Source organism: Deltaproteobacteria bacterium (genome assembly GCA_009692615.1).
Taxonomy (GTDB): Bacteria; Desulfobacterota; Binatia; order UBA9968; family UBA9968; genus DP-20.
Window position 1 is genome coordinate 1 of the sequence record SHYW01000115.1, and the last position, 17177, is coordinate 17177.

Sequence of the window (17177 nt, forward strand, 5' to 3'; positions counted from 1 at the left end):
GCAAATCGAGGCAAAACTAAGGACCCTATTAACCACGAGAGCAAAATGTAATCTGATATAACTTCGCAAAAACTGTAACTCATTACGAAAAAAACGATCTATCCTCCGCTGCCCTGCTTCCAGGGCAGTTGTTCAGAGGTTCCTTAACTGGCTGCCGTTTCCCGCGTTGGCTGAATTGCCAAACACCGCCAGACGCGAGAGCTTGGGCAGAACTTCTTTGAGCAGCTCCAGCCGCTTGCCAGATAAGTCTGCTACCATTGACGACAACCCAGTGACGTTTCCCCCAGGCCGCGCTAGACTGGTCACGAACCCGTTTCCGATCGGATCGGGATCCTGCAAAAAGATTATGGGAATCGTCGTCGTTGCTTCCTTGGCGGCCCGGGTTGGTGTCGCACCACTCGTGACGATCACCTCTACCTTGAGACCCACGAGTTCGGCGGCACGGGCGGCCAATTTTTTCTCCGCGCTTGGATATACAATGATGAGGTTTTTCCCTTCCACGTAACCGATCTCGCGCAGGCCCTGGAGGAATGAGGCAGGGACGGAAGAGATGATGCCGCTCATGTATCCTATCCGATGGACTTTCTTCGCCTGCTGCGCCGCGGCTGTTTCCGAACCCAATCCGAGAAATCCCGCAGTCCCCGCCACCGTCGCAGCTCTCAGAAACTCCCGCCGGCTCCAGCCGTCGACTTTTCGGTTATTCATTTTACTCTCCGTTCGAGTCGGTAATTTTAGTCCGCGAGGCCGCTTTTCGATTTGCGAAGATTGCCAATCAAGATGGACGCGAGCGCAGAATCAGCCGGCAGCAGTTTGACTGCACTTCTTATTTCACGCCGGCCATGCGCCGTCAACTTATTCCTGCGGAGCATGAATTTTTCCACTTTGCTTGACAGATTGTCGGCGCTGAAATATTCGTGAATCACTAGGAGATGTTTTCATGAGAATAAGTTACGACGCTGAGGTGGACGCGCTAAGCATCACTTTCCGAGAGACCACCATAACGACAAAACATATGGCGGAAGGGATTGCCGCGGATTACGACGCCGATGGCAAATTAGCTGGCATTGAGATTCTAGATGAGGTTAAACGCTTCGGCGGCAAGGAAACTCTCGGACAAGTTGTGATCGAGGGATTCGGACCGTCAACGCAACCCTGACAGGTATCATAACTATATCCCTCAATTTAATTAACGGAGACTAATATGAGCATACGAGGAAAAGCTGCAATCGTCGGTATCGGCGAGACGCCCACTGATCGTCTCGGCGGCAAACCGGGCGAACCGAGAAAATCGACGGCGGAATATCTCGCCTGGGCGGCGCGCCTGGCGATTGAAGACGCCGGCTTGACGAAAAAAGATTTTGACGGCCAAGGGCTCGCGGCGATTTACACGACCAATCATTCGCAACCGTTTTGGCCCGAAGAAGTCGCCGCAATACTCGGTATCACGCCGGGGGTTTCGCTCGCCGGCGGCAACGGCGGCGCCAGTTCCGTTTCGCTGCTCGGCCACGCCGCAGCGGCGATCTCCGCCGGACTTTGCGATTTGGTACTGGTCATCGCGGCAGCCGCGCCATTCAGCGAGCGCGGCGGACATCGCGGCGCCCACGGCGATACGCGCGATTTTGAAATGCCCTTCGGCGTCATGGGGCCCAATTGCAAAATATCTTTCGTCATGAGCCGCTACATGCACGAGTCGGGCATGACCGAAGAGCATTTCGGCAAAGTCGCGGTCACCGGCCGCTATCACGCATCGCTCAACCCCAACGCCTATTTGCGCAAGCCGATCACGCTCGATGACTACAAAAAATCGCGCATGATCTCCGACCCGATCCGCTTGTACGACTGCGTCATGCCGGCCAACGGCGGCAAAGCTTACATCATGACTTCGGCGGAGCGCGCGAAAACAATGCGCAAGCCGCCGGTCTATTTGCTCGGCTGGGGCGAGTGCAACAACGCCAGCTTCGGCCCGCGCTATCGCGCCAATCCATTGATCACCGGCATCACCGAAGCCGGCGAGCGGGCATTTAAAATGTCGGGCGTCGCTCACAAAGACATTCGCTGTTTGAATCTTTACGACGACTACATTCCCGTCGTCATGATCCAGATCGAAGATCTGGGCTTCTGCGGCAGAAACGACAAAGCCTTCTTCGAAAAAACCGATTTCACCTTCAAAGGCGATCTGCCGATCCAAACCAGCGGCGGCATGATCAACTGCGGCCAACCGTCCACCACCGGCGGCATGCTGCACGTCATCGAAACCGTCCGGCAAATCCGCGGTGAAGGCGGCGACCGCCAAGTGCCGAATATCAAATTCGGTATCAGCACCGGCGTCGGCGCGGTGAATTATGGAAAAAATTTCGGCTGCACCGCCGCGGCGATCTTAGGTAGTGAGTCGTAACATCTGGCCGAGAAATCACTTTCACCACGGAGGACACGGAGAGCACGAAGGTAAGATCATAAGTTTATTCCGATCTCCGTGGTGAATTATTTGTTAGGAGTTTCAAATGGCAGAAGAAAAAGCAGCTAAAAAACCTCTCCCCGAAGTAACGCCGGTCAACCAACCCTTTTGGGACGGCACCAAGGCCGGCAAACTGATGATGCAAAAGTGCAACAACTGCAAAACCTGGGTTTTCCCGCCGCGCCCGGTGTGCGGCGATTGCGCCAGCGAAAAACTCGACTGGGTTCCAGTAGGTGGCAAAGGAAAAATTTTCTGCTTCACGATCATACGCGAAGTCGTCGGCACCGCCTTGCGCGGCTTCGGTCTGGACATTCCCTACGTCACCGCCTGGGTCGATCTCGACGACGGCCCGCGCCTATGCAGCAACGTCATCGGCTGCCCGATCGAGCAAGTGAAGATCGACATGCCGGTGCAGGTCGTCTTCGAAGACTCGGGCGACGGCATCACGCTGCCGAAGTTCAAACCGGCGTAAGATCGCCAACGTAACGATGCGGTTCCCTTCGCCCACCACATCGTACAGGCGGAATTTCAAGCAAACCGAATTTCGTAGGATGCCGTGACCAACGGGAACCGCATCGTCTTTGATATCGAAACGAACTCTACCGCCCGGTGATCACCGCGATCCCCGCCACTAGCAGAATCGAACCAAGCACCACCAACGTGTTCACTTTTTCCTCGCCGCGCAAAAATATCGCGGTAAAGAGAATAATGAAAAGCGGTGTGGTGTTGATGATCGGGCTCACCACCGATACCTCGCCGGCGAAGAGCGCATGAAATGTAAACAGCTGGCCGACCAAGGCAAAGAGTGCGGCGGCGCCGTAGTAAGGCAGACAACCGCCGCGGAATTTGAGCGTAGCGAGTTTCCCCGAAACCGTCAGCGAAATCACCAAGCAGAGAAACGACGTCATGCTGCTCACAGTCGAAGCGATCAACGGCTCGTCGATGCCGAGCAAACCCAGCTTGCGAATGTTTTGTGAAACCGAGGCGAGCAGCGCGGCGCCGAGCGGAAACAGCAGATCGAGGGTGCGCCATTTAGCCTCGCCTTCCCGGCGATAAGACACCAGCCAGGTGCCGACCACGGTGAGAAACGCGCCGCTATACACCCACAGACCCGGCCGTTCGTGCAAAACGAAAAACGCCAACGCCAAAGTGAACAACGGTGCGGTGCCGCGCACCGGTCCGGCGCGCGAAACGCCGAGACGGACGATGCCCATGTAAAACAGCACCCGCACCATCGCCGGTTGGATCACGCCGCTGGCGACGAAGTACAGATTAGCCGAATGAAATATCTTTTCGCTGGGGAATTGAATGAAAACAAACGGCACCAGGAACAAGACCGAGACCAGAAAGCTGACAAACGCCGCCGTCGACGCATTGGAAAATGCCGTGCCCTTGCGCACCAAGATCGAATCCACCGCCCAAGCCGCCGCCGATAACAGTGCCCAGATTTCGCCGCTCATTGTCTAACCGAACTTTCTTGCCGTATTTCGAGACTTAGCACGGCCAACGCGGCCAAAATAGAAGCATCCGTGGGCCAACAAAATCTTATGATGTCATCCTGAGGCCGAGCCGAAGGATCTCGTCTTCGTCCGACACGTCCGTTGTAGGGGCGGACCAATGCGTCCGCCCTCTCGGACGGGCGACCCCCTAGGGTCGCCCCAACAAGAGTTTTGTGAAACTGAACCACTGCCGATTTGTGCCGCCATCCCCAGAATCGCTCACCGCGCCGATTAAGTTGTATTCAGATTTTCTCCAATATATGTTGGCGCGAAGTTGTTCGCTATCTGTCGTGAGGCATTCATGAAAAAATTGTTGGGACTTTTGGTGATGAGCGGCGCGGTGACCGCCGCGTTGTTCTTGTTGACCAGCCTATCCGGTCCCGGCGGCGGCCAGCCCAGTCAAGCGATCACGTTCAAAGCCGGCTCCCAGGTGCAAGATGGCTCCATCGTCTCCATCGAATACACCCTCACCGACGAGAGCGGCAAAGTCATCGACACCAGCGTCGGCAAAGCACCGCTCACCTACATCCAAGGCGCCGGACAAATCGTCAAAGGCTTGGAACGGGAACTCAACGGCTTGAAAGTCGGCGACCAGAAAAAAGTTTCGATCAAACCTGAAGACGGCTACGGCCTGCCGGACGCCAAAGCCTTTCAAGAAATCCCGCGGGAAAAAATTCCCACCGAAGCGCAAAAAGAAGGTGCGATGCTGATGACGAAGTCACCGGACGGCCGCTCCATTCCGATAAAAGTTGCCCAAGTGAAAGAAAAAACCGTCGTCGTCGACTTCAATCATCCACTCGCCGGCAAGACCCTCAACTTCGACGTCAAGATCAAAGACATCAAAGCCGCCGAAGCCAGGTAAAAGAATTGGAGTGATGGAGTATTGGAGTGTTGGGTCAGAACGCTCTTGAATCTTAACCCATTACTCCAGTACTCCAACACTCCAATCCCCATGCATCCCCGCTTCTTCTACGGCTACGTCATCATCGTGCTGTGCTTCGCCAACATGGTGGTGATGCGCGGCGTCAACGGCGCCTTCGGAGTTTATTATCTCGCCTTGCTCGAAGAATTTCCGTGGTCGCGCAGCGCCGGCGCCAGCATCGCGTCGGCGAATTTTTTCGTTTACGCCATCGCTACACCGCTGGTCGGTCTCGCCTTCGACCGCTACGGTCCGCGCGTGCTCATGCCGTTGGGCGCGTTTCTCACCGGCCTCGGGCTGGTGGCGTCGTCCTTCGCGCACTCTCTCGGCGCATTATATTTTTCCTACGGCGTCGTCACCGCCTTGGGCCAAGGCGCGCTCAGTTTCGTCGGCCACAACGCGCTGATCTCGTTTTGGTTCGTGCGCAAACGCGCCACCGCCATCGGCATCGCATCCATGGGACAGGGCTTGGGCGCATTGGTGATGGTACCGGCGACGCAAATGCTGGTCAGCTCCATCGGCTGGCGTTGGACCTACGTCGCCACCGGCGGATTGTTGCTGCTCATCTTAGTTCCCGCCAACGCTTTCTTTCAGCGCCGCTCGCCCGCCGATGTCGGACAGTTTCCCGACGGCGACACCGCGCCTTCGAACGCCAACGGCGGCGGCCGCCACGGCAACAAGCACGCGAGCACGCGCGATTGGACGCTGGGCGAAGCCGCGCGCTCGTTTCCATTTTGGTGCATCACCATCGGCCATCTCGCTTTGGGCACCGCGCTGTTCATGATCAACACCCACGCCATCGCTCATTTCGTCGCCGTCGGCTACGAAAAATTGGCGGCGGCTTTCTACTTCGGCTTCATTGGCTTCATCCGTATTGGCGCCACACTGATTTGGGGCTCACTCTCCGATCGCCTCGGCCGCGGCTTGACCTACGGCATCGCCACAGCCGTCACGGCGCTCGGCGTCGCTGGAATGATCGCCATGACCTTCGGCGCGCCGCTCTGGCTGGTCTATCTCACCATCGCTCTGTACGGCATCGGCCACAGCGCCGGCAACCCGACCTACGGCTCGGTGATCGGCGATATTTTCGCCGGCCGCAAAATCGGTTTGATCTTCGGCTTTCTAGAAATCAGCTTCGGCCTAGGCAGCGCCTTCGGCTCGTGGATCGGCGGCTACCTCTTCGACGCCACCGGCACCTACGCCTGGTCGTTTACCGTCTGTCTGTTCTGCTTCATAATCTCCGGCCTAGCGATCCACGCCTGCGTGCGCTGGCAGACGCGCGAAAGCAGTCGGGTCAGTTAACAGCCAATCGCGCGGCTAACTTGATTGTGCGAATATCAATTTCACCACGAAGACGCGAAGAGCACGAAGTTGTAGGAGCAAGGCGCGCCTTGCGCTCCTTCCGAAACCATCGCGTCCTTCGTGCCTTCGTGGTGAACAAACCGGTTCATGTAAAGCCAACCTCGCGTTAAGGAGCGATCATGAATTTCTGCTTACATAGTTCCGCGCGCACGGTGGGGCAAGCGGTCGAGCGCGCCCAGCGCGCCGAAGCGCTAGGCTTCGAAGCGATCTTTTTCGCCGACAGCCAGATGAACAACGTCGATCCCTATCAAGCGATGGCGCTATGCGCCGTCAATACCAAGACACTTCGCTTCGGCACCGCGGTGACTAACATGGTCTACCGCGATCCGACGATCACGGCGTGCTCCTTCGCCACGTTGAATGAAATCTCGAATGGCCGTGCGATTGTCGGATTAGGCACCGGCGACGGTCCGGTTTACAGTCTGGGAAGAAGCGCCACCAAGCTGGTCGAATTTGAAAAAGGCTTGCGCGTCATCCGCGATCTGCTGCACGACCGCGGCGTCGATGTGCCCAAGAGCAAAGAACGCGGAGGCGGCAATGTAAAACTCAAAGCCGGCCAGCGGCCGGTGCCGATTTACATCTCCGCCGAAGGGCCAAAGGCATTGGCCGTAGCCGGCCGCACCTGCGACGGCGTGATTCTCGGCACCGGTTTCGACAAATCAGTCGCCGACTGGGCGCGCCAACGAATCTCTGAAGGGGCGCGCGAAGCGGGACGCAAGCTCGTCGACATCGACATCATGCCCGCCGGCATGATCGTCGTCGACGACATCGGCGATCTCGCGCGTCAGCGCGTGCGTAGCCGCATGGCCAACCGCGCCCATCACAATTTTCGCTTCACCATGGAAACTGTGCCGGAAGGGGAAGCGGCGGGAATAAAACTCTTCATGGACAATTTCGACATATCGAAACCGATCGAAGAGCGCATCGATCCGAAGTTCGTCACCGACTATTTGCTCGAACGCTTCACCATCGCCGGCACACCCGCCGAATGCATCGCCAAGGTGAAACGGCTCGAAGCCGACGGTGTCAAGCGCATCCTGCTGACGCCGCCCAACGCGAGCTACGATCAAGTGATGGACAAGTGGGGCAAGGAAGTGATTCAGAGGTACTAGAGATCAGCGGTTAGTGAATTAGCTAAAAACAAAGCTCGTCATCGAACTGCCCACCCTTTTCACGCCTTCACCGCGCGCTTTCGTTGTGTTCGGAGCGGGCAGCGTATAAACTGATCTAACTCGAATCCCTATCCTCGATTCACAGGAGATCTGCATGCGCCCGAAGCTATTTCCGTTCCTGACCCTTGCCCTCGCGTTAACTCTTATCCCGCAATTCAGCGCCGCCGCGGAAAAATCCGCGGAGAAGGTGCCAGAAAAAGGCAAGAACGATCCCGTCATCAAGGACGGAGCGACGGTCAGTATCGACTACACACTCAAGGGCAGCGACGGTAAAGTGATCGAATCGAGCAAGGGCAAAGAGCCGTTGAAATACGTGCACGGCCAACGGCGCATGATTCCCGGTTTGGAAAAAGCGCTCACCGGCATGAAGGTCGGTGAGCAAAAAAATGTCACGGTGAAACCGGAAAACGCCTACGGCCCGATCAACAAAGCGTCGTTTCAGGAAGTGCCGCGCGAAAAGGTTCCCGCCAACGGCCTCAAAGTCGGCGCCATACTGATGGCCAAGAGTCCCGATGGCCAAGCAATCCCCATGCGCGTCCACGAGATTAAAGAAAAAATCATCGTCATGGACATGAACCATCCGATGGCGGGAAAAACTTTGGTCTTCGACGTGAAAGTCGTCGACATTCAAGCAGGCGACGCGCCGGCTAAAACTGGCGCTCCGATCACGCCACCGGCCAAAGCTGCCGCACCGGCCGCGCCCGCCGCGCCCGCGAAACCGGCGGAGCCGGCGAAAAAATAGTCACGTGGAACTAAACTCTCCATGCTTTTCGAAGAACTCGCCGAGCGCATTCAGGAATCGACGGCGCTAGTCTTTTTTACCGGCGCCGGCATCAGCACCGAATCCGGCGTCCCCGACTTTCGTAGCCCCGGCGGCGTCTGGACGAAATTCCAACCGGTGTTGTTCCCGGATTTTCTCGCCAGCGAGGCATCGCGGGCACAACACTGGCAACTCAAGAAAGCCACCTACGAACTTTTCAAGACGGTGCAGCCCAACATCGGCCACGACGCGATTTGCGAATACGAACAGCGCGGCCAACTACTCGGCCTGATCACACAGAACATCGACGGCCTGCACAAGATCGCCGGCAGCTCGGCGAACAAACTGGTCGAACTGCACGGCACCGACCGCTTGGTCACCTGTCTCAAGTGCGGCAAGGGCTATCAACCGGTCGACGTTTACGAAAGCTGGCACGACGGTCTACCGACGCCGACCTGCGGCGACTGCGGCGGTTATTTGAAATCAGCCAACGTCTCTTTTGGCCAATCGATGCCCATCGAAGCGATGCAGCGCGCGCAACGGTGGAGCGAACAAGCCGATATCTTCGTCGTTATCGGCTCGTCGCTGCAGGTCCAACCCGCCGCGTCGTTTCCGGTCATCGCCAAACGGAGCGGCGCGCTGCTCGCCATCGTCAACCGCGACCCGACGCCCTTGGACGACCTCGCCGACTTCGTCCACAACGGCGCCATCGGCGAGTTCTTCGAAAAGCTTCGATCATTATTAGTTCCGCATTAAGACCTTTGACGTCCAAGCCGGAGGGACAATGAAACCTTCACGCCTGTCCTTCGTCGTAGCTACAATTTCACTCGTTGCGCTCGTCTTGTCAGGTTGTAACTCAGAGGAAATGTTCAGCGGCCTGAGCCAAAGCGGCGAGTTCAAGATTTCTGACCCGAATGCGTCGTATTTTGACCGGGAAGGACGCTTCAATCTGCTTAGATCAACTCAATACAGCACCTTATTATCAGCAATGCGCTCCCCACGCAGTTGCGAAAAAACAGCAACGCCTGAACCTATCGGCTTCTTGGTGATACCAATGTTCTACGAAAACCCAGACGGGTATGCCACGGCAACTGCTCCGCTGCAAAGATTCGAGGCCTTCGTAACCGACATGGCGGAATTTTATCTTGTTACTCGTGATGCCACTTACGCGCGATGCGTCGCTAGCGTACTCGAAGCTTGGGCAGGCAAAGACTCTCTCTTATTTTTTGACTATAGCAACCGGGGGCGACAGGCTTGGTACAATGCGGTCTGGACAACGGTGTCTGCAGGATTAGCTTACTCGATCATTAGAGACGATGCGTCAATAAGAAATGAAACGAGACGAACTATTGACGGCTGGCTCAACAAAGCCGCAAAAAAACATATCAGCCTTTCTGGAGGTCAGGGAGACTGCTGCAATAATCACGCATACTGGCGGGGCCTAGAAGCAGCTATATCCGGGGTTGTCAGCAACGACCGTGAATTATTTCTGTTCGCGATCAATACCTACCGGCACGCCCTAACTTCAATGAACCGGGATGGAAGTTTCCCGCTGGAAATGGATCGTAGCGAACGGGCTCTTCACTATCAAAATTTTGCGCTTCTCCCGCTCGTGTACACTGCCGAGATTGCAAATCGCCAAGGCATAGATCTTTACAGCTTGACCATCGACGGGAAGAGTTTGCACACTGCAATTGCGTTCTTACTAAAAGCTTTGGACGATCCAGACGTGGTCAAGAAGTATACGAATAAAAACCAAGACCTCTCTTTTGCCGGCACGAGACTCGATTTCAATTGGATGGAACCTTATGCCGCGAGATTTCCTAACCAGCGCATTGAATCGGTCTTAACGACCAAGAGGCCGCTCAGTCATCGTTATGGCGGCGGCAATAGCACGTTATACTTTTACGATCTCACGGCAAAATAAATGCGGCGCGCTGCTCGCCATCGTCAACCGCGATCCCACGCCCTTGGACGACCTCGCCGACTTCGTCCACAACGGCGCCATCGGCGAGTTTTTCCGCCAACTGCGGGGGTTGTCGCTCGACAGTTAGCGCCGCAAAGCCGCAATCGACACTCGGAAAATCTCGCGCCGAGACGCGACGAAGCCAGAGGGGAAGAATGCTTTTCCGACTTTGCCATCCTGCCGTCCCTGGCGCGAGGAATTGCCGAATCCACGAACTTAGACCTTCTTGGAAAATTCTACTGGACCGACGACCGACGGTGTGCGACATTGCATTGGGACAATTTTGACAGTTCACAATCAGACCGGCCGACAAGTTTCGCAACTGAGGTAGATGTAAGCGATGCAACTCCTGCGTATGACCGATGTGGCTTTGAATCGACGCGCCCAAGTGTTTTATCACTCCCGGCTGCGCGCCAGCGCCGGAGGAACGATCGCACTTGCGGCAGGGACGGGATTGCTTGGCTACGCCTGGATCCAATCGGCTTGGCTCGCCTACTTCGGCGCAGCCGCGATTCTTTCCTGCCTTTTGATTTTTCACCAGCTCATTCTCGCCCGCTTCCGGCCGTCCAACTGGTTGGTGCGTTTAGAAGATGACGGTTTGTTCGTCAAGTTTCGCTCCTATCTCAACGACCGCTTTCCGGAATATGATCCCACGGTAGTTTTCCTTCCCTACGCGGAAATACGCTCGGCGAAATTCGTCCGCGAAAAGCGCGAAGTCGAGGATTTGAGCGAACACACCGCCAAGACGACTAAGATTCGCAAATTCGTGGAATTGGAAGTGAGCAGCGATTGCCGCCAACTGAGTGAGGAATTAGTTAAAGAACATGAACGTGTCGCTAAAGGCAAAGCGATTTCAATCGCGCGCTACGGTGATTTTCCCGTGCGCGTGGTTGCGCCGAATCGAGTGCAGATCGACTGGACGGTTGTTCCTCCGGTTCAAGCTCTCCTCGACGCCCTGACGCGCCACACGTTGGTTCGTCCAGCGGAAACCGCGTCGAAAGATCTGGCCCAATTCGATGGGCTCAGTCAAGAACAACAGAAAGCCAAGCTGCTCGATCTCGTGCAAGGCGGCGACAAAATCACAGCCATCGCCATGGCGCGAAAACTCTACGGCTACGATCTCGCCCAAGCGAAGGAATTTATCGAAGATTTGCTCAGCAAGCAGCCATGGAAATAGACAACCCTCGTTCGGTCAAGGGCGGAGCAATATCTTGCGCGTGCGGGGCTGCGCAGCACATTGCAAAGCAGCGATGCCCTCCCTCAATGGATAGATCGCATCGATCAGCGGCGTCACCGAAACCTGGCGCCCAGCCAAAGCAGCGAGCGCAGCGCCGAACGGCCCGCAGCGCGAGCCGATGACGTTGATCTCGTTGATCACGATGGCCGCCAGCAAAACTTGGTGCGCGCCGGCGATGGTGCTCTTGAGAATCAAAGTGCCGCGCGGCCGCACGGCGCCGAGGGCCATTTCGAGTCCGGCCGCCGAACCGGTCGCTTCGACGACAATGTCGAACAAACGCGGCTGCCATTCACTCAGTTGAACGGTGCGAACGCCGGCTTTTTTAATCAACCCGAGCTTGTCGGCATGTTTTCCCAACACGGTGATTTTCGCTCCGGTCGTTCGCAAAACTTGCGCGCACAAGTTGCCGAGTTTGCCATCGCCGAGCACCAGCACCTCGTCGCCGGGATCGATTTGGATTTGCGTGAGGATCTCGAATGCCGCTGCTAGCGGCTCGGTAAATACCGCTTCTTCGTCGCAGAGGGCGTCAGGAACAAGATGAAGATTTGCGACGGGCACGGCGACATATTCGGCGAAGGCGCCATCGGCGTCGAGAATGCCCATCACGCTTCGGTTGGCGCAATGGCGGCGCAAATCGCGCCGGCAGTTGTCACAAGCGCCGCAACCGAAATTGATTTCGCCCACAACGCGCTTGCCAATGAGTTCGCGAGGGCCTTCATGCACGGTGCCAACAAATTCATGCCCCGGCACACCGGTGAAGCCCATGTAGCCTTTGAGGATTTGTAAGTCGGTGGAGCAAATGCCGGCGAGATGAACCTTGACCAGCGCCATCGATGACGCATCGGTCGGAGGGCGACCGCCGGTCGCCCCAACAGCCGGAGCTTTGGGCGTCCGATAGGCGGGATCGAAGCGTAACTGATGGCCGTCCCAGTGAAGTGCTTGCATGGTTTTGTCTGTCGAAGAATAAAGTTTTTAACTACGAAAAACACGATGCACACGAAAACAAATCCGGATTCCCCTTTCGTGAATTTCGTGCTTTTCGTGGTTAATTCTTCATCCGTCAATCGCTGCGGCTTGCGGCTTCGGCGCACTCAGCTGCGCAGCGGCCGCGCCCATTTTGTTTGCGGCCGCTCGACCAGTTCGCCGTCGACGTAAATATCGCAGCCCTGCTCGTGAAAGAAACTCAGCAGTCCTTTGATCTTTGGACACTCGGGAATGGTTTCCAGATAACCCCAAACCAGATCGTTGAACGTTTCGTTGCCAAGCCTAACCGACCAATAAGATGCCGGCCCTTTGTACGGGCAGCGCGAAGTTGTCGCGCTGGCGACGAGCAATTCCATGCGCACATCTTCCTGTGGGATGTAGTAGCGCACCGGATGATTGGTTTCGAAAACCAAATACGGCCGGCGCGTTTCCGCCACCGTCTGTCCGTCGATGACGACCCGCACGTGTCGCGAACTCGGCAGCGCATCGACGCGCTTGTAGGGATCGCGCGCGTGTTTATAGAGTTCTTCTTCCTCTTCCATCCACTTGTCCATCTTCGGCCATTCGAAGGCGAAATGGTCGGTGATCGCGCGCGCCGCGGGAGATGGATTGGTATAACTCCAAACCGCCTTCTCAGCCAACTTGCCGCCGGCGCCGATCGACCAATAGGACGCCGCACCTTTGATCGGACAATCGGATCTCTGCCCGCTCGCGATGAACAGATCGGCGCGGACATCTTCTCGCGGAAAATAATAAGCCGGCAACACTTCGGCCTCGCGCACCAACTTAGCGCGCTTGCTGCTGGCGATCACCTCGCCGCCAAAATATACCCGCACATTGCGCGGACTCTGCGAGATATGCAGCCAATGGCCAGCATCGCCGTGAATCGGCACGCGTTCTTGAGTGATATTGCTTTGCATGAAAGTCTCCTAGCCGGAGGGCGCGATAAATCGCGCCCCTACTTTGCGCCCTCTGCGTTCTTTGCGGTTAAATTTCCGAATCCGAATCGTCCATTCAATTCAACTTCCTCAGCTTCTGCAAACTGCGCAGTTCGCGCGGCGGCTGCAGGCGCTGCCCCATGATCGTCCACGATACTTCGCCGACATAAATATCGCCGCGCGAATCGATGGCGATGCCGTGCGGCGCGATGAATTGGCCGGGCTTCTCGCCGGCGAAGATATCGCCGAGACGCGCCAGCCGCTTGCGTTTCTTGTCGTAGATATCGACGCGGTTGCCGAGATTCGGCGCGTTCAGGTTCACGCCCAGTCCAGGTCCGAGTTCGCCGACGTAGCAGAGCGGATCTTTCTTGGTCGTGTCCATGTAGAGCGCGCAGGGACGATGCATGTTGTTCCACTGGGTTTCGTATTTGCCGTTGCCGTCGAACACCTGCACGCGGTTGTTCTCCCGATCAGCGACGTAAACCCAACCGTCTTTGTCGGTGACGATGTTGTGGACGATGTTGAATTGCCCCGGATCGGAGCCCGACTCGCCCCACGACAGCAATAATTTTCCATCTGGCGAATATTTGTGCACCCGCGAGTTGCCGTAGCCATCGGAGACGTAAATTTCTCCCCGCGGCGAAAATGCCACATGCGTGCAACGATTGAATGGCTCGCCGCCTTGATAAGTCGAAGACTTTCCCGGCACGCCGATGGTCATGAGCACTTTCCCGTCCAGCGTGCATTTGCGCACCGTATGATCGCCGTCGTCGGTGAGAAAAATCGTCTCGTCCAGACCGATGGTCGCGCCGTGGGCGCGCTTGAACACGCCGTCGCCCCAAGAACGCAAAAAGTTGCCGTCGCGGTCGAACACGATCACCGGATGCTTGCCGCGGGTGAAGCAGTAAAGCTGGTCCTTACTATCGACCGCCACTGCCGCCACTTCGTGAAACGTCGAGTCATCGGGTAGTTTGCCAAAATTTTCGACAACTTCGTAACGGTACTCACCGCTGCCAATCACAACTCCCATGGAAGCCTCCTAATCTATTCAATCCTCGATCCTCGATCTTTCATCCTCGACTGATTTACGCCGTCTCATGCTCATACACCTGCCGCCAGGCCTCGAAGCCGCCCATCATGCTGGCGACGTTGGTAAAGCCATTCTCAAGGAAATATCCGGCGGCGCCCATGCTGCTGTTGCCATGGTAGCAGTAGACAACCACGTTGCGATCCTTGGCGGTGGTCTGCAAAAATTCCTGAACGTTGCCGTCGTGCAAGTGCAGCGCGCCGGGAATATGCGCCTGCTGGTAGGAGCCGGCATCGCGAATGTCGACGAACAAACTGATCTTCTCGTCGAACTGCTTTTTCGCTTCGTGAATTTGTAGCTGCGGGATATCCATCGGCAACTCCTTTTCTGACGATGTCGTTTTATCAAGCTCGCACCGCGCTGTCCACAGTGGATTTATTCCCGCGCTGGCGTAGGCGCGGCGGAAATCTCTTGCTATAATCCGGCGCTATGAAACTTTCGCCGATCGCGTATTACGTCACCGCCGCGGTTTGCCAGACCGCGGGCTCTTCGGGCGCCGCCATGCTCGCGCCGTTCTTCATGAAAGAACGCGGCTATTCAGTCGCGCTGGCCGGCATTCCGCTGGTTGCCAACGGCATCGGCCGCGTCTGCTCAGATTTATTCTCCGGCGTGATGGCGACCTATTTCAGTTCCGGCACGCTGCTCATCGCTGCTGTAATAATCGGCTTCACCGTTAGCGTGATCGGCTATCTGTTTCTCGATGCCATGCCGATATTTCTCGTCGTCTTCGCGGTCTACGGACTCACCGAAGCGATGTTCGCGCTCTCGCTTAGAAAAATCGGCTTCGACCAATCGGCTCCCGAGCAGCAGGGAAAAGTGCAAGGACAGATGGCCTCGGCCTTGGGGATCGGCTTCACTCTCGGTCCGCTGCTCGGCGGCTTTGTCGGGAAATGGCTCGGCTTCGATGCGCTTTTTTTACTCTACGCCGTGCCGGAATTGCTCGGACTCATTCTCGTCCTACTTGGCGGCGCCCACCGCTATCGCAAGACCGTCAGGGATGCGTCGACGACGCTTTGGGGCGAAGGTATCAAGCTGGTGAAGCAGCCGCCGTTTCTCGCGTCCTGCCTGGCGATCTGCCAATCGTTCTTTTTCTTGGTCGGCGTCACCCGGGTGGCGTTCCCGTTTTTCGCCGTCAATCGGCGCGGCATCGGTCTCGACGTCGTCGGCACCATGGTTTCGATCTCGCGGCTGACCGATACGCTCGGCCGTTTTAGCGGCGGCCTACTAGCCGATCGGATTCAAGCGCCTCGGGTTATTTTGCTCGGCGTCGCGGTGGGTATCCCGATGTTTCTCTTGCAAGCTCATGGCAGCGGATACTTCACGCTGCTGCTACCCTTGGCGGTGATGACGTTAGGTTTCGGTTGGACGAATGTCGGCTCGACGACGTTCGCATTGCAATGCGCTCCGCCGGCAGCCAAAGGGTTGAGTCTCGGTCTTTCCCGCGCGTCGACTTCGGTTGGACAAATGCTCGGGCCGCTTGCGTGCGGTGTGACGATCGAAATGATGGGTTACGAGCAGGGATTTCAAGTGATGGCGTTGAGTTCGCTCGTCGTCTTAGCGTTCACGTGGTGGGGACTAAAACGCGGGAAACCGGAGTGATGGAGTGGTGGAGTGATGGGGTTCCGGAAAACCCATTACTCCAACACTCCATTACTCCACTACTCCAATTCCCCTACTCCATCACTCCAATCCCTATCTGAGTCCCTTATACTCCTCGCCGATGGCGAGATCTTTCAAATACTCCATGCTGTTGTTGGCGTAACCCACTTGGCCGGCCTTCTCCGCACGCCAGCCATCGAGATATTTGACGATGTCGTCGAGCGGCAACACGTCGGCATATTTTTGATTCATGTCGAACAAGTTGATCGCGTGACAGGCTTCGTGACGGTCGAAGACGCACTCTTCGGCGACCACCATGCGCAGCCGATTGGTCGTGCCGTCGACCACGCTGGCGCGCACGCAGCCGCTAGTGCTCTCGCCGCAAGCGATGATGGTATCGACGCCGAGAAAATTTAAGTGGCCGATCAGCGGCGTGCCCCAAAAAGCGCTGGGCGAAACTTTCTTGAAAACAGTCTCGCCGGGAATCGGCTTCACCTCGTCGACGATGTCGTAACGGCGGCGAAAACGATCCAGCTCATCGGCGCCCATAGTCGCGCGCTTCTTAGTATCGCGGCGAAAAGCCCAAGGCTCGACGGCGACGCCGTCCATGCCGGTGACGTGAATAATCGGAATGCCGACCTCGCGGCACTTGGCGAGCAATTTTTGAATATGCGGTAGCGCATTCCAACCTGACATGCCGCAACTCCCCGGCCAAGTCTTGATCGATTCCAGCACCGGCTCCGGCTTATCGCCAAACACCCAGCGATAAAGATCGATCAACAACAACGCCGGCCGCTCGCCGAAACCGATCCGCCGTTCCGCCTTGCCAACTAAAGTAGCTTTATCTTGTTCACTGAGAAATTTTTCCCAAACGCGCTCAGCCATTCAGCACCTCCGTTTTGAATTGAGTTAAGACTTATCACCGCCGCAGTTGAATCGTCAACATCGCCCGTCGCAGCTGTAATTGGGAATAAGAGTATCTCTCGCAAAGGCGCAAAGACGCCAAGGGGAAACCGGCCAACATGTCATTTCGACCGCAGGGAGAAATCCATTGTCAATGGCGGAGAGAAAATGTGCCAGATAGCGGCGCAATAGTGTACCAGTCAGGTTAAGAGAAAAGGGCTTTGAAGCCCCTGGGGTTTATTGTTGAGCTGGCACGTCGATTTAGATTTTGGTGTTGGGTTCTCCTTCGGTTGGCA

18 protein-coding genes are annotated in these 17177 nt (G+C 56.6%); 11 read left to right on the forward strand and 7 right to left on the reverse strand.

The window, feature by feature from the left end; translation table 11 throughout:
* Positions 1–132: 132 nt before the first annotated feature.
* Positions 133–705 carry a twin-arginine translocation signal domain-containing protein gene (locus EXR70_21100; GenBank protein MSP40995.1) on the reverse strand — a complete coding sequence of 191 codons (573 nt, stop codon included), beginning with the start codon at positions 703–705 and terminating at the stop codon, positions 133–135.
* A 232-nt stretch (positions 706–937) separates the two neighbouring features.
* Between EXR70_21100 and EXR70_21105 the strand changes: the two genes are divergently transcribed.
* The 3 genes from EXR70_21105 (at position 938) to EXR70_21115 (ending at position 2927) form a co-directional block, all read left to right on the forward strand.
* A complete protein-coding gene (locus tag EXR70_21105; GenBank protein MSP40996.1) occupies positions 938–1156 on the forward strand; it encodes a DUF2283 domain-containing protein in 219 nt (72 codons plus the stop codon).
* Between the two features lie 45 nt (positions 1157–1201).
* A complete protein-coding gene (locus tag EXR70_21110) occupies positions 1202–2395 on the forward strand; it encodes a thiolase family protein (GenBank protein ID MSP40997.1) in 1194 nt (397 codons plus the stop codon).
* Positions 2396–2501: 106 nt separating this feature from the next.
* Complete coding sequence (locus EXR70_21115; protein ID MSP40998.1) at positions 2502–2927, forward strand: Zn-ribbon domain-containing OB-fold protein; 426 nt, start codon at positions 2502–2504, stop codon at positions 2925–2927.
* Positions 2928–3054: 127 nt separating this feature from the next.
* Here the strand turns inward: EXR70_21115 and EXR70_21120 are convergent, their stop codons facing one another.
* A complete protein-coding gene (locus EXR70_21120) occupies positions 3055–3915 on the reverse strand; it encodes a DMT family transporter (GenBank protein ID MSP40999.1) in 861 nt (286 codons plus the stop codon).
* A 340-nt stretch (positions 3916–4255) separates the two neighbouring features.
* On the opposite strand from EXR70_21120, the gene EXR70_21125 reads away from it, so the two are divergent.
* The 7 genes from EXR70_21125 to EXR70_21155 all read left to right on the forward strand — a co-directional run bounded on the left by EXR70_21125 (position 4256) and on the right by EXR70_21155 (position 11310).
* Positions 4256–4816, forward strand: a complete 561-nt coding sequence (locus tag EXR70_21125; GenBank protein MSP41000.1) for a peptidylprolyl isomerase — start codon at positions 4256–4258, stop codon at positions 4814–4816.
* Positions 4817–4906: 90 nt separating this feature from the next.
* Positions 4907–6175 carry an MFS transporter gene (locus tag EXR70_21130; protein MSP41001.1) on the forward strand — a complete coding sequence of 423 codons (1269 nt, stop codon included), beginning with the start codon at positions 4907–4909 and terminating at the stop codon, positions 6173–6175.
* Between the two features lie 179 nt (positions 6176–6354).
* Positions 6355–7347 (forward strand): LLM class flavin-dependent oxidoreductase, encoded by a 993-nt coding sequence (locus tag EXR70_21135; protein ID MSP41002.1) that lies wholly within the window; start codon positions 6355–6357, stop codon positions 7345–7347.
* Between the two features lie 154 nt (positions 7348–7501).
* Positions 7502–8149, forward strand: a complete 648-nt coding sequence (locus tag EXR70_21140; protein ID MSP41003.1) for a peptidylprolyl isomerase — start codon at positions 7502–7504, stop codon at positions 8147–8149.
* A 21-nt stretch (positions 8150–8170) separates the two neighbouring features.
* A complete protein-coding gene (locus EXR70_21145) occupies positions 8171–8923 on the forward strand; it encodes a sigma factor regulator FecR (GenBank protein MSP41004.1) in 753 nt (250 codons plus the stop codon).
* 28 nt (positions 8924–8951) lie between these two features.
* On the forward strand, positions 8952–10094 hold the full coding sequence (locus EXR70_21150; GenBank protein MSP41005.1) for a hypothetical protein: 1143 nt from the start codon (positions 8952–8954) through the stop codon (positions 10092–10094).
* Between the two features lie 379 nt (positions 10095–10473).
* Positions 10474–11310, forward strand: coding sequence for a hypothetical protein (locus tag EXR70_21155; GenBank protein MSP41006.1), 837 nt, complete (start codon positions 10474–10476; stop codon positions 11308–11310).
* A gap of 15 nt (positions 11311–11325) precedes the next feature.
* Here the strand turns inward: EXR70_21155 and EXR70_21160 are convergent, their stop codons facing one another.
* The 4 genes from EXR70_21160 to glpE all read right to left on the reverse strand — a co-directional run bounded on the left by EXR70_21160 (position 11326) and on the right by glpE (position 14692).
* Positions 11326–12315 (reverse strand): hypothetical protein, encoded by a 990-nt coding sequence (locus tag EXR70_21160; GenBank protein MSP41007.1) that lies wholly within the window; start codon positions 12313–12315, stop codon positions 11326–11328.
* A 146-nt stretch (positions 12316–12461) separates the two neighbouring features.
* The gene (locus EXR70_21165; GenBank protein ID MSP41008.1) at positions 12462–13274 is read right to left on the reverse strand and encodes a DUF427 domain-containing protein; all 813 of its coding nucleotides are present in this window, start codon (positions 13272–13274) and stop codon (positions 12462–12464) included.
* A gap of 94 nt (positions 13275–13368) precedes the next feature.
* On the reverse strand, positions 13369–14322 hold the full coding sequence (locus tag EXR70_21170; GenBank protein MSP41009.1) for a hypothetical protein: 954 nt from the start codon (positions 14320–14322) through the stop codon (positions 13369–13371).
* A 55-nt stretch (positions 14323–14377) separates the two neighbouring features.
* Positions 14378–14692, reverse strand: a complete 315-nt coding sequence (glpE, locus tag EXR70_21175) for a thiosulfate sulfurtransferase GlpE (protein ID MSP41010.1) — start codon at positions 14690–14692, stop codon at positions 14378–14380.
* 116 nt (positions 14693–14808) lie between these two features.
* On the opposite strand from glpE, the gene EXR70_21180 reads away from it, so the two are divergent.
* Positions 14809–15978 carry an MFS transporter gene (locus tag EXR70_21180; protein MSP41011.1) on the forward strand — a complete coding sequence of 390 codons (1170 nt, stop codon included), beginning with the start codon at positions 14809–14811 and terminating at the stop codon, positions 15976–15978.
* 93 nt (positions 15979–16071) lie between these two features.
* Here EXR70_21180 and EXR70_21185 read toward each other — a convergent pair whose 3' ends face one another.
* Positions 16072–16863 carry an isochorismatase family protein gene (locus EXR70_21185; protein MSP41012.1) on the reverse strand — a complete coding sequence of 264 codons (792 nt, stop codon included), beginning with the start codon at positions 16861–16863 and terminating at the stop codon, positions 16072–16074.
* Between the last annotated feature and the right edge of the window lie 314 nt (positions 16864–17177).